Consider the following 12,832-nt stretch of genomic DNA (forward strand, 5'->3'; position numbering starts at 1 on the left):
GCTAGTTTATTAAATTTTTTACTGAAAGTCTTCCTGTTCGCTGTTAAACATTTTAAAGTCGATATCGAACCACCTGCTAACCTTCAACCTTCAAGTTACAAAATCTTATCTCCTTTAAAAGACCCTTTGCCCGTTGTCGAGAAAAAAGATTACAGAAAAATCCTCGCTGAGGCCGAAGCACAGGGTAAGCCTATTTCTCCCGTCAAACGTATTAAACCGCTTAGTGTAGATATCGATAAGTGCCCGGTTTGTGGTGCTCCTGCCGATTACCTGTATAGCTTCGGTAAAGATCCTGAAGACTTCCAAAAGCTTCAGTGTAAAGTGTGTAAACACCAGTGGGCTCCTTCTAGGCCTGCCCCTAAAAAGTCCCATCCTACTTATCGCTGCCCTTTCTGCGGCTATGCTCTCAGCAAAGATAAAACCAGAAAGAATTTTAACTGTCAATTTATACGTGGGTCTTGGGCTTTCTTTGAGACAGACTGTTTCTGCTGTAAAGCAAATATGGCAAGTTCAAGTCTCTCGCGAAACTGTCCAAAATTGGGTAGTTTCCTTAGCCTCTAAGCTTGCCCCATTGGTTAAGTCTATTCATCTTCCTTTGTCAGGCCTTGTGGTTATAGGTGTGAAGGCGACCCGCATACCTATAGGCCATACAAAAACCGTCTAGAGCGCTTATTTGGTTCATACAAGGCTCATTACAAGCGCCATAAGTCTTTTAGTTCTTTTGAAGGTGCTGTAGCTCATGCCTTGCTGTATCAGCTTTACTACAATCACTTAAAGCCTCATGAGGCTTTCAATGGCAAAGTACCTGTACCTCTTAAAGATAAGCATGGTAAAAAAGTCGATAATTGGGCCAAACTGATTCAGTGGATTGTTGAGTCTAATCAAACTCAGAAATCTTGACAATCTTTATACGGTAAACTAGACTGAATTTAAAAGCAGTCTTTTTACCGCAAGGGTGAAGTATGCCTTTTTTTCCGTTAAAGCTCCTTTATTTTATTTTCTTTAACTTTGGTTTATCAGCTCCTTTTGCTTTTTTGATTTGCCAGCTACTACCTACAATTTCCATATTTTAGGGAATCCTCATATTCTTATTTGACGCTACCCTATTTTTTCCTTCATTATCTTCTACACTTTTTAATTATTTCCTGCCGTGTTAGAACGACTGGCGGATTTTGGGGTATGAACGGCGAAATGGGATGATATAATGGAATAAAAAGGGGTAGAGAAAGTATTTACAAAGAAATGGGGGTGAAAAATGCATAGAAGAAAAATAAACTTGATATTCCTCATAAATTTGGTACTTGCTTTTCTGATATTACTACTCAATTATTTAAAGGGTCCCAGTATCTTGATAACAGAAATACCGCAAAAATTAAAAATATGGAAAACTATGCAATACTGGACTTGGTTACTGTATGCTATAGCAGCCGGATATTTTTTTTATGACTATTTATGTTATAAGAAATGTAAAATTATTGAAATTTTCATTATAATATTTGTAGTAATTAATATTATAGCTTTTTTCATTATCTATCGTCAGTTTCTATATTGAAATTAAAATCCGAAACTTGGGTACAGAAAATATATCTGTGCCCGACTTTCTTCTAATCAGTTATCCATTGATATTCATTTGGAATATTCATAAACAGATGTAATTACTTTAGCCCTACCACCGTCACGTACCATCTTTTGACAAATTTCATTTCTTTTTCTGACATCATCATTTTCAAATATCATACCTATTAACGTTTGAACTGTTAATCCTATCGATAAAGCATTGATAGCAAAAGCCGCTTTTTCTGAAATGTAATGACCGCAAAAAGTTGAAACCACTGTCAATCCTAATGCAGCAAAAGCTGCCCCAAAATCGGAGTAATCATATCCACCTTCCCGATTGATATAATCAGCAAATTCTACAGGAGTAAAATAAGTTGTTGCCTGTTTAACAAGTCTTGTAGGCATTAAAACACCCTCTTTCCAAATATAATAATTCTTCCTCGACCCTGCTAAAGCACATTAAATAAACCAAATCATTGAGGCTCCATGTTAACACACCTCTGATTTTATTTTATTAATTTATTTCCCTCGCACTTTATAAAGAGCAAACAGGAGACCTTTTTAATAACCCACTGTTCAAAAAATTTCTTTACTATATCCTTTATTTTTTTCCTTGGTCACTTTTCCCTTCATTGTTGACATCCCCATACATCCTTCTTTATTAAAAATTTTTTGAATTATATGAGGTTTAGAATTTAAAAACCGTGTTCGGAATCCAATAGTATTTTAAAAACACAAAATATGTATAATTTTACTCCAGCCATAGGAGAAAAATCTTTGCAAAATGGGTATTCAAAAATGTGAAATTTTCTCTTGCAAAAAACACATTCATCTCATTGCTTTTCTTATAATATCTTCTTTTGACATTGAAATTATAACAAGATACATATCCCCAGGCATCTCAAAGATTTTATCATTAATCGAATATATTATCTTAGGTTTAAGGGCATATAGTTTCTGGGGATTTTTTGATTCCATAAAAACAGCTACGGCCTTGGAAGAAAAAGGCGCTAAAGTCAACCCACCGATGGGGAAATCCTTCCATTCGTTATTTTCTAATGTTGCGTTATCGTCATATTTGATATTTATTTTGGTTAAATTGGGAGAATCGTAAGCTATATCATTCAGAGTTACCGGTTGGTTGCTCTTGTTCTCCACTACAAACATATAATATGGATAATCTATATTTTTACCACTAGACATGGTTATATGCTCACGAATCCTTAATTCATTTTGCTCATACGGTATAATTTCAAAAACCCATCTTCCCAAAGGAATTATATCCTTAACATTACTTTTTTCTATTATCAAATTAAGATTGTCGTTTTTATATAAATGCGGTGTTTTGATCTTTATATAAAAGTTTATTAAATACTGCGATATATTTTCTCTCGAATATCGCAACTCAATATCTTTTTTGATTATCTCTGCTGTATCAGGTAAATTTAACAAATCAAATTTGATTTCACTTAATTTTATATCTTTATTTATTACGAACCAGGGAATCTGCAATAGAAAAACTTCATTATTACTCGCACATATATATCCTTCCCAATCATTTAAAAAAAGTTCGGCCTCAGTGCTTTTACGCTGGCGATAGATTAAGAAAATAATACTTGCTATTAAAATCATAACCAGCGCTATTGTAACTGTATTTTTTTTCTTCACGATGGTAATCCCTCCAATCTAGAAGAGGGGGCGGTTACCCCCCTCCTCTTTCAACATTAAATATGAGGAGCGCACACAAATTTGTAAAAAAATTATACGACCTCCGTGTATACTTACGAGCCTCAGCTAAAAACATCATTTAAGTATGTTATTTTTAATATTTCACAGCTCTATAATCCCAGTGATCCCAACCTTTGGGATACACATATGCATATTCTCCTGTTGGAACATCATACCCATCATTATGAATCCACTTTTGTTGTTTTACACTTTTGGTTTTATATACACTTCTCACTTGTATTTCTATATACTGACCATCGTACTCAAAATATGCTGTATATGATGCCCATTGAGAACCGCTATTAGTAAAACTATATCCTACTGATGCCTCAATTTCAATTTTTGAACATTTAAGCGTTCCAGAATAGGTGCTACTCCAAGATTTTTGTTCACCATAAGCTATTGAATCGCCTTTATAACCAGTCCCTGAAGCTCCGATTTCCCAAGAGCTATACGTCCAATATTGACTTCCTACCTCTGCTACTTTCCAATACTCCCAATATCCCCCCGCATCATTCGGTTTTATTAGATTACCATTATCAGCGAACGCCAAATTGCAGTTTATTATCATTAATAAACAAACTATTACTAATAAAGATACATTTTTCTTATTTAACATTCAGATTATCCCCCTTTTTATTAAATTTTTGGATATCGTTGAGAGAACATTTAATAGAGTAACTATTTTTTCTCCTTTAAAAACTTCTTGGGAACAAGATTCAGTTTTTTTAAAGGCTTTAGTTAAGGTTATTTTCAAGCTTTTACCAATGGTAGCCCCTTCCCATACAGGTAAACAAATAAGTTACTAGCCCAATGGTCTCACTCCCCTTCAAATAGAATTTTACCCTCTACTATTAAAAGGACATTCAAACAGCTTATAAGTAAAGGTATATGAAGCCACATCTACCCATGAAGAACCCGTATACTTCTGTAAGACAAGCTTTACAACCACTTTGTCGCATATTCTATTGCACTGAGTATAACCGTTAAATTTCTACCGAACCATTCCTCTGATCCTGGATGCGGCAGTGCCAGATATCTATCAAATAGTCTTCTTGCTCGGTATAATATCCATTTATATCCTCGGAAAGGCCTCTTATGTTATGTGATACTGCGTAATCCCTCTCGGTTTTCTCGGGTGACGCTGCAAAGACCGGGAAACAAAGGCTTAAGATTAAGATCAAAATTGAGATCAATTTAAGCGGCCTGTAACTCATAAAAACCATCCCCCTTTTAATTTTCTCCTCTATAAAAATAGTCGTTTTATGCTGCCAAAAAGTTCCCTGAAATTGAAAATTTTTTAATAAAAAAAAGAACGGGTTTTCCCCGCTCCTTATGCTGATTTTTTCCATCTAAACAAAACATACAAAATCATTCCTACAATTATTCCCAATAGAAGTCCGCTAATAATTGCCTTGATCAATTCCAAAGCAGTAAATGGTTTATAAAGATTAACGGTAAACAAAATAACAAATAGGAGAGAAGAAACTAAAACAAATTTGTTATAAAGAAAGCACATTCGCTGTTCAATCCTTCAATAAAGTGACAATATTCTATTGTTTACTTCGATTGCCCACAATAGTTCTTATTAATAAAGCATCAACTCCTCTATAAACATACCCCTCAGGATCTGCAAACATATAAATATTAACAAACATATAGTTTTTTGGATTACTAACCCCACACCCTCGTATTCAAAACCGTAATGGAAGTTACCTCTCCCACACACTCAAGCATATGTCCTAGTAGCATTATTCCATAAGCATTCTTCCCAATTGAAAACCTGACAAATACTTAAAGCCCCTCTTTTATACCAGGGAGCTATATATAAAACTTGCTATTATTGCTAAAGATGAAAGCCCTTATACACCAAAATTGCTGTATGTAGAAAATATAAATAAAGGCCCCCATCAATCGCTGGAATATATAACGCCAAACAAATTTTACGAAGAATTTTTAAGAAATAATGCGGGCTGGGAAGTACTAGTCGTTTAAGTCTAAATAACCGGGGCCAGCATAATCAGTCTTAACTAGAAACTTTAACGTAAGCTTTCTTCCCGTTGATCCTTAACTCGAAATAAAGGGTATCTTTATATTTATTGAATATCTCCTTTTCTTCTTCTGAAAGTTTATTATAGTGCCTCATCAATACTCCTCCTTCGGCATGAATTCTTTCCCCTGGTTTCAATACAATATATTCATGAGGTGAAAACATTTCCGTTTGTTGGCCAGCAATAATTATTTGATTTAACTCCGGAGGAACGAACCTTTTTAAATTTACTTTAATAGTTTCATCTGAAATATTTATTACTCTAAATTCATATATCAGGTTGCAGGCTTCATCATCCGGGCCGCCTTCTTCTGTGGTATGATCGAAAAGCAATCGAGATTTATACATTTCAATTTTTATGTATTTTTCATAATCTATTTCACTAGCTCCTGAATTTATTCTGTCTATTACGAAGGAAACGTCTGGGAGGAAAGGATCGGCAAAATATTGGCATCCAGTTAACAATAAAAAAGAGAAAAGAAGATAAATGATAATTAATTTTTTAATAGGTTTCATAATATTTTCTCCCCATTATCCATGCCTCGTATGCTAATTGACTTAACACATTGTATTTCATATAATTTGGAGCTTTTGCTATAACTTCAGGGGGATAACCATTTTGATGACTAAAAGCATAATCCCTCCATCTAAATTCGCCAATATCCGTGTTAAAATACCATATCTTGTAATACTTATAATAATATCTGCTCAGGCTATAGCCCACATTTTTCCACGTTTTGCTGTAGTCCCAAACATATAGGTCATGGTAAAAATCCCTGTATGTGTACTTTGTTTCCGTTTCTACTCTCTTGTAAGGGTCTATTTTTGACAAATCCGTATAAATAGCCTTTAACGCATTGTATATTTCTTCTCCTCTTCTGTATATATCCCCAAGACCAGGCACTGCCTTAATTATCAATATTGAAGCATATTTAAAAGTTTCGAAGTTGGTAAAACTTTTTCTCGGCGTCCCATTAATATATCCAACTTCGTTTGTCAAAACATCTTCTATTTTTACGGTTCCGTAACCCGGATCTACATATTCCACTCCTATTTCCCTATAAGAATCTAATTGAGGCGGAATAATTATTTGAGATTTCAATATAATTCTATCATCTTTTGCACTTGGTAAGTTTTTATCAACAGGCTCTGCTAATGCGTTACTTAAAGAAAACACGAATAGAAAAGCCATTATAGATAATTTTTTTAATAAATTCACTTTTAATCCCTCCCGCATTAAAGTAAAACATTTAATTTTTTCGATATCCTTATTCGAATGCTAACCTTTCATAGCTCTCACCCCTTTCCCCGTGTTTACTTAAAAAATAGGGGTACCGCCTCCTTAAAAAAGTTTTGTTGCTGGTCAACATAATCTTTTTCCTCTATAATATAGTCGTTTTATGATGTCAAAAAGTTCCCTTAGAATAAAATTTTTTTATAATAGACACGTAAACATATCGAAGATGAGGTATGGTTCAGAATAAAAAAAGAATTGGAGGCCCAAAAGGACAAAAAAATGACCATCACGAAAAAAATGGCCTAAGCAGCTTTTGTCTTGGAGGTTTTTTATGGGGATGTATGCGGGAATGCCGGCAAAGAGGTGATGGCCGATTCAAAGTTTTTTCAACGTTGTAAGGAAATACTGATAATATAACGAGCTTTTCCGGAAAGACAGCCGCCGAAAACTATGAAACACAAAAAAATTTTCTTATCTCTATTGATGAAGTGCGGAAAAAGTTAGACTTTTGCATTGCAGTTCCGGAATATCTGCCGGAGTGGTACAGTTTCTACGGTGCGAAGATTTCCGACGAGGGAAAGGTTTTTTACCTTAATTTATAGAAAACGAATGGAAGAGGAACTCAGGATTGAAGAATTTTCTATAGCGCGGGAAGCGGATATTTCTCACAATTGCCGGACAAATGACGCAGAACTAAAAGACCTCAGCATAAAAGGTTCTGGAGCCACGCTCATTCATTTCAAAAAAAGCGGCTTAAGGCAGCTTTTATACGAAAATGGCTCGATTTATTTTATAATCACCAGGAGATTAAGCTAAGGGGATATAATCCGGGTAGCTGAAAGCATGAGGCCTTAGGAGAACTTTACATTCACCTCGCCCAATCCTTCGTGGAATTCTTCGCTTATTTTAAGATATTGCTGAAAAATTGGTTCATCTCCAAAGCTTCGGTCGTCCATTCTTACTCATTTACGCCTATTTATCGTATAGATTTTGTAGGTATAACTTTACCATTAATAACAATGGCTCTTATTTTTCTATTCTCGGTTTAATTATAAAAATTCTTGTATCTTCTGGATTATTTACACCCCTTTTTATTGCAACTTTGATATACATGTTTTGTTTACCAGTGTCCATATTCAAAGAACGTGGTTTTAAGTATAGATAATAAATTTCTTTACCTTCTATCTTAGATTTTGCTAGAAAAAATCTCCTTCTTTATCTTTAACTTCATTTATCCAGTCTTTTACATACGGTTCGGTAATTTCGTACGGTTTTTTATACTGTACTTCAACACTTATTACCCCTAAATAAGTACATGCAGACAGTAAAAAGTATAGATCAAGTCCAATTTTTTGTGTAAAATTCCCTCTTGTTAGAATCAGGTGATAAAAGTTTAACTTATCGAAACTACTTTTTCTTTTACTTTTTTGGTAGTTTTCTTTATGCCACTCAAAGTATTCGGTCATATCCAAGTATTTTTTGCCAGAATTCCATTTTTCGTCCTGTTCCATAAGCAATACCTCCAATTAGACGTATAGCTGATTTGCGGTTGGCAAATATCCTTAAACCTTCAACTTTGGCGTATCTCTTCGTTTGGCCGCTCTAAAGCATTTGTAGTTCGAAGCCTTTTCCTATCCGCTCAGAAAACTCTAATACCGCTAATTTTCTTTTTTTTTTGCTCAAGCTATCACCTCTCATTTAAAGAAAAAGACAAATACGAAGGATCAAGGAAACTCTACCATTTAAGGAAGATTCCCTATAGAAAAACTTATTCCTTTTAAGTATGAATCCTTGTCGTAAACACCTACTATTATTATGTTATACGTCCCTTTTTCTACTAAAAAGGAAAGAGGTATTAATTCGTTCTCTATAATGTCTTTATCCCTATTTCTGTAAAAATCCGTCGCAAAAGTAAGCGACCGTCCTCCTACCGTATCCCCTATTGCAACCAATTTAGTTTTAGGAATGGTTTCACCCGATGTATTTTTAACTATGCAACTGACTTCAGCATAATTGCTTGCCGTATCATATTCTACTTTTGTTATGGTAACAGATGGTTTCATAAATTTGCTTCCTTTTTTGACGTATATGACCGTCCTTGTATCTTCGTCCCACATTATACTGTCTCCTGATACCTTAGAAAAATCCCTCAGTGGTATAAAATATCGGTCGTTCACGAGAAGCAGCGGGATGTCGAAAACCTTATCGCCTATAGTTATTTTTTTTGTGGAAGTATTTAAAACCATTTTCTCCTGCTCGTTATATATAGCTATGCTCCCGTCGTCTTTTTTCCAATAAACATGATAACCAAGAATATCGAAAATCAACCTCAAAGGCAAATATGTTTTGCCATTTTTTATAAACGGCCTCTGATCCACATAAGGAAATATATATCTTGGAACGTTTTCTAATACTTTTGGTTCACTACTTTTGAAGGGGCCATAATCCACGTAAGGTCCTACGTAAAGCAGTTTGATATCATCGTAGTTTATATCGTCCGCTTTTATAACAGGCTGAAAGACAAATAGGACACAGACTATTAATAGGTATAAGGGAAGTTTTTTTATCATCCTTACTCACCTCCACTTTATTATCTATAATCGATATCTACTGCTTCTTCATAATCCTGATGAATAGTATTTACTTTTACTATAGTTGCATCAGGATAAGTCGTTCTACTTCCCGTTTTTGACGAATCCCATAACGTCATCGTCGAAAAGGTGGCAATCTGCAGATTAACCCATTTACTCCCAAGGAAATATTCCCCTGTATCAAAGTCATCATACTGCTGAGCAAGAGATGTTACTCTCTTCATTTGTACTCCGCTCCCATTTTGATTCCAGGTACCCCTTTTAACCTTGCGAACAATGGTGAGGTTTTTTCCATCTGGTGTACTTACATATAACACTACCTCATTCGGAGCACTAACATAAAATCTCAGAAAAACCTGAGTTCCTGGTGTTATGCCGTTCCCCCAAGGACTTTCACTTCCACGGAAACCTTCCATACTATCACCCGCTTGTTTAAAAAAAAGGCACCCATGTTTTTGTTGTAATGTCATATAATATTCCAGCGTCAATTTCGCCTCCGTCGCTAGTACGTCCTCCAAGATACAAATAAGGGACTGTATTTGGTGCACCTTCAGTGTGAGGTACTATCTTTATGTTATTCGTAGTTAATGCATAACCTTCCACTTTTCTATAACCAGATTTGGATAATATCCTTCTATATGCTCCCGTACCACTTTGTATTATTAGATATTGGGCATCTACTTGATTAATATTTTTTCTTATTTGACATTCTAGTGGTAAGGCATACTCTATATTATTCATTTTAAAAGATCTCTTATTACTGTTTACTTCATATTTATGATATATTCGTTTAAGTTCTACTTTATTTGAATAAACATTGTCGTTTTCATCAATATATATTACATTTTCCTTTTCTTCACCATTTTCTAGATTTTGCATCACTTTCTCCATAATTTCATTCTCACTTTTTAATTGTAACTGTTGAAAATTATTTTGTGGTAATGCAAAAACACTTGTTGTAAGAATTAAACAACTTATTATCAAAAAAACTATTAATTTTTTTAATAACATTACAACTTCTCCCCCTTCTTATTTTTTGATTAACTAAACAAAACTCCTAATATCTTAGTTTTCTCTAAATTTTACGTCTGTTTTAAAACCCAATAACTCATAATAGAATCATCATTAATATTTTAAACTGCCAATAAGCGGATTTAAATTGACCCATTTTCAGCGAACCAGAAGCTGATAAATTAAACGTTCCTCTTAATTTTTCCCTCTATAATATAGTCGTTTTATGCCAGCAAAACGTTCCCTTTAGCTTAAAATTTTTTTATAATAAGATTAACGATTATTTCAAAGGCGGTATTTTAATTAATTATGCAATAAACAATTATAGAAGCTCGGCAAGAGCTTCTATAATTACTTTTGAGACTCCAAGGGCACATTTGTCGCTTAATATGAATAACCACTCTTCAATGACTTTTATCAATCATTAAACAAATTATTTTAGCTATAAAATTTATTTTTGATTATTCCATTATTCCAACTAAGGTATATAACCTATACACTGTAATAGGAAGCATCAATATAAGTAATGTAATCACAATGGATTTAATTCCACGCTCGTTAACAAAGGCTTCCCCTTATAATAATGGCGAAAGGTTGTGCGTCTAAATGCATACATTAAAGTTGAATAACAAAAACCTATCACAACCGCCATCGAAACCATATTTTTTGTGAAAAGAAGAGTTATACCTATTCCAAGCAAAAGCATAACGATACTCTCTGTGATAGTAAAACAATGAAGAACAGATAAAGGTTATCGAAGAAGCTATTTAACGAGGTTATGAAGGAGCTTCGTCCCAGTAAGAATGTTTCAATCAGAAACTCTTTTGAAGTATTTCAATATTATATTTTTTCCTTAGATTATTTTTGTATTGTTCAAAATATGAATGAACCTTCGCCGGATCTCTTCTTTCTTCTTCTGGCATCGAGGATAATATTTTTTCTTTTAATTTACCAATAGATAAAAATTTTTGATATCCAGGGATAAGCTTATTCCAGTATTCGTCCTCACTAAGCCCTAAGCCTTTGATGTATTGTTTTATATAGTTTTGAATCTCCATAAATTCTTGTCGATCGGCAACTTCGATTTTACCTGCACATGCATCATTTATTGATTTTCTTACTTCTTCCGCATATTTTTTAGCTTCCTCGTATGAGACTTCTAAACCTTGGGATTTGGCTTCCTGATATAAAACTTCATTATCTATAAACCTATCAAGCAACTCATCCGGACTTGCTTTTTGGGGAGGAGGTATCAAAACATTCTCACCAGCCTGCTGTGTTATGCTTTCATATTTTTTTGTCTGATACTCGTATTTTTGTTGCTCGATTAATAATCCTATCTCAAGATCGTTTTTAGTAATTTCTTTACCATTTATTCTAGCGATTACTTCCCTATTTGGGTCATTTTTTAAAAGTGCGACTTTTTGACCCAATGAATACCACTTATCAACATTCGCATAAGTTATAGTAGTTAAAATAATAGCTACCAAAAAAATCGTACCTAAAATAAGATTTATTTTTTTAAACATTTTCATCAAACTCCTTTATTTAATTATAATTTGTCACATTGTATAATCTCCACATTTCTATGGTTGGAGATGCATATACCTCTATTTGACCTAATTGGTACCATGTGTCATTTTGGAATAAAGTAATACTAGTAGAATTTTCTCCAAATGAAAAAACATCATTTTGGTCATATATGATCGGGTAGGGGCTAGTAAAACTAGTCAACTCTTTATATAAAGAACCATTTTTATACCACTTTATATATCTCAAAAATACAATTTCTGTGTCAAAGGGATAATTCTTCCCGTTTACCGCAATTCCATCAAGAGTACTTTTTGTAACGGAGAAATTGTTGCCATTATCCTTATAATGATAACCTACTCTGGCTACAATAGTTTGTTTAAATGGCCAAAGAAATCCTCCTTGATCAGTGTATGTCCAAATTTGAAGATATTTCGCTTCATTATATGCGTACTCGTCTGCTTTTGCTATTTGCACAGGTAAAGCTAATACCATTAACAACGAAATACAAAAAATACACATACTTTTAAATAAACTCTTCATAAATCTTCTACCTCCATTAAATAATTTGGTAGATTTTAGGTATCCACTATCATTACAAAAGTGTAACATTTCACCAAATTTCAAAAAATATTGGTTTGCTTGTAATATTATTCAATTTGTTTGTTTTCATGATAAAGCACATCAATTTCTTTTTGGCGGAATACGTCCATTAAGTGAATTATTTTACATAAATCTTATCGGTTATCGCGAACGTTGAATCAGATATACCATCATATGCATAGTGATAGCTTTTTACTCTGTAATACTTACCCCTTTCCACCAAAACCACTTTTCCTCCCTCAACGTAATCGGTGTCGTAATTAGTAAAGGTATATGAAGCCACATCTACCCATGAAGAACCGGTATATTTCTGTAAGACCAGCTTTACAACCACTTTGTCGCATATTCTATTGCACTGAGTATAACCGTTAAATTTCTACCGAACCATTCCCAAAGGCTTAAGATTAAGATCAAAATTGAGATCAATTTAAGCGGACTGTAACTCATAAAAACCATCCCCCTTTTAATTTTTCCCTCTATAAAATAGTCGTTTTATGCCTCCAAAAATTTCCCTTTAGTTGAAAA

At 33.9% G+C, this 12,832-nt stretch carries 13 protein-coding genes and 2 pseudogenes; 2 read left to right on the forward strand and 13 right to left on the reverse strand.

Going from position 1 to position 12,832, the window contains the following annotated elements:
* A pseudogene (locus BUB66_RS12815) lies at positions 1-900 on the forward strand (DDE-type integrase/transposase/recombinase); the annotation flags it as partial.
* Positions 901-1,626: 726 nt separating this feature from the next.
* Here the strand turns inward: BUB66_RS12815 and BUB66_RS11465 are convergent.
* The 6 genes from BUB66_RS11465 to BUB66_RS11495 all read right to left on the reverse strand — a co-directional run bounded on the left by BUB66_RS11465 (position 1,627) and on the right by BUB66_RS11495 (position 6,554).
* Positions 1,627-1,962 (reverse strand): hypothetical protein, encoded by a 336-nt coding sequence (locus tag BUB66_RS11465; RefSeq protein ID WP_073258630.1) that lies wholly within the window; start codon positions 1,960-1,962, stop codon positions 1,627-1,629.
* A 423-nt stretch (positions 1,963-2,385) separates the two neighbouring features.
* Positions 2,386-3,225 (reverse strand): hypothetical protein, encoded by an 840-nt coding sequence (locus BUB66_RS11470; protein WP_073258632.1) that lies wholly within the window; start codon positions 3,223-3,225, stop codon positions 2,386-2,388.
* A gap of 154 nt (positions 3,226-3,379) precedes the next feature.
* The gene (locus BUB66_RS11475) at positions 3,380-3,904 is read right to left on the reverse strand and encodes a hypothetical protein (protein ID WP_073258634.1); all 525 of its coding nucleotides are present in this window, start codon (positions 3,902-3,904) and stop codon (positions 3,380-3,382) included.
* Between the two features lie 367 nt (positions 3,905-4,271).
* Entirely contained in the window at positions 4,272-4,502 is a 231-nt protein-coding gene (locus tag BUB66_RS12080; protein ID WP_143156284.1) for a hypothetical protein, read from the reverse strand.
* 809 nt (positions 4,503-5,311) lie between these two features.
* Complete coding sequence (locus tag BUB66_RS11490) at positions 5,312-5,851, reverse strand: hypothetical protein (protein WP_073258640.1); 540 nt, start codon at positions 5,849-5,851, stop codon at positions 5,312-5,314.
* The gene (locus BUB66_RS11495; RefSeq protein ID WP_073258642.1) at positions 5,838-6,554 is read right to left on the reverse strand and encodes a hypothetical protein; all 717 of its coding nucleotides are present in this window, start codon (positions 6,552-6,554) and stop codon (positions 5,838-5,840) included. The genes BUB66_RS11490 and BUB66_RS11495 overlap by 14 nt, the downstream gene beginning before the upstream one ends.
* A gap of 627 nt (positions 6,555-7,181) precedes the next feature.
* Between BUB66_RS11495 and BUB66_RS11500 the strand changes: the two genes are divergently transcribed.
* Positions 7,182-7,388, forward strand: a complete 207-nt coding sequence (locus BUB66_RS11500) for a hypothetical protein (RefSeq protein ID WP_073258644.1) — start codon at positions 7,182-7,184, stop codon at positions 7,386-7,388.
* A gap of 596 nt (positions 7,389-7,984) precedes the next feature.
* On the opposite strand, the pseudogene BUB66_RS12575 reads toward BUB66_RS11500, so the two are convergent.
* The 7 genes and pseudogenes from BUB66_RS12575 to BUB66_RS11535 all read right to left on the reverse strand — a co-directional run.
* Positions 7,985-8,205, reverse strand: a pseudogene (locus BUB66_RS12575) (transposase); the annotation flags it as partial.
* 109 nt (positions 8,206-8,314) lie between these two features.
* The gene (locus BUB66_RS11510) at positions 8,315-9,142 is read right to left on the reverse strand and encodes a copper amine oxidase N-terminal domain-containing protein (RefSeq protein WP_073258646.1); all 828 of its coding nucleotides are present in this window, start codon (positions 9,140-9,142) and stop codon (positions 8,315-8,317) included.
* A gap of 20 nt (positions 9,143-9,162) precedes the next feature.
* Positions 9,163-9,651: a hypothetical protein gene (locus tag BUB66_RS11515; protein ID WP_143156285.1), complete on the reverse strand. Its 489-nt coding sequence runs from the start codon at positions 9,649-9,651 to the stop codon at positions 9,163-9,165.
* Complete coding sequence (locus BUB66_RS11520) at positions 9,596-10,174, reverse strand: hypothetical protein (RefSeq protein WP_073258650.1); 579 nt, start codon at positions 10,172-10,174, stop codon at positions 9,596-9,598. The genes BUB66_RS11515 and BUB66_RS11520 overlap by 56 nt, the downstream gene beginning before the upstream one ends.
* A gap of 812 nt (positions 10,175-10,986) precedes the next feature.
* Entirely contained in the window at positions 10,987-11,703 is a 717-nt protein-coding gene (locus BUB66_RS11525; protein WP_073258652.1) for a SurA N-terminal domain-containing protein, read from the reverse strand.
* A 19-nt stretch (positions 11,704-11,722) separates the two neighbouring features.
* Entirely contained in the window at positions 11,723-12,247 is a 525-nt protein-coding gene (locus tag BUB66_RS11530; RefSeq protein WP_073258654.1) for a hypothetical protein, read from the reverse strand.
* A 178-nt stretch (positions 12,248-12,425) separates the two neighbouring features.
* Positions 12,426-12,641 carry a hypothetical protein gene (locus BUB66_RS11535; RefSeq protein ID WP_073258656.1) on the reverse strand — a complete coding sequence of 72 codons (216 nt, stop codon included), beginning with the start codon at positions 12,639-12,641 and terminating at the stop codon, positions 12,426-12,428.
* Between the last annotated feature and the right edge of the window lie 191 nt (positions 12,642-12,832).

Origin of the sequence: Caldanaerovirga acetigignens, assembly GCF_900142995.1 — a bacterium.
Classification (GTDB): Bacteria; Bacillota; Thermosediminibacteria; order Thermosediminibacterales; family Thermosediminibacteraceae; genus Fervidicola; species Fervidicola acetigignens.

Coding starts and splice junctions, on each gene's coding strand:
- BUB66_RS11490 (WP_073258640.1), bottom strand. CDS start 5,851: ATGAAACCTATTAAAAAATTAATTATCATTTATCTTCTTTTCTCTTTT.
- BUB66_RS11530 (WP_073258654.1), bottom strand. CDS start 12,247: ATGAAGAGTTTATTTAAAAGTATGTGTATTTTTTGTATTTCGTTGTTA.
- BUB66_RS11520 (WP_073258650.1), bottom strand. CDS start 10,174: ATGTTATTAAAAAAATTAATAGTTTTTTTGATAATAAGTTGTTTAATT.
- BUB66_RS12080 (WP_143156284.1), bottom strand. CDS start 4,502: ATGAGTTACAGGCCGCTTAAATTGATCTCAATTTTGATCTTAATCTTA.
- BUB66_RS11510 (WP_073258646.1), bottom strand. CDS start 9,142: ATGATAAAAAAACTTCCCTTATACCTATTAATAGTCTGTGTCCTATTT.
- BUB66_RS11465 (WP_073258630.1), bottom strand. CDS start 1,962: ATGCCTACAAGACTTGTTAAACAGGCAACAACTTATTTTACTCCTGTA.
- BUB66_RS11525 (WP_073258652.1), bottom strand. CDS start 11,703: ATGTTTAAAAAAATAAATCTTATTTTAGGTACGATTTTTTTGGTAGCT.
- BUB66_RS11475 (WP_073258634.1), bottom strand. CDS start 3,904: ATGTTAAATAAGAAAAATGTATCTTTATTAGTAATAGTTTGTTTATTA.
- BUB66_RS11500 (WP_073258644.1), top strand. CDS start 7,182: ATGGAAGAGGAACTCAGGATTGAAGAATTTTCTATAGCGCGGGAAGCG.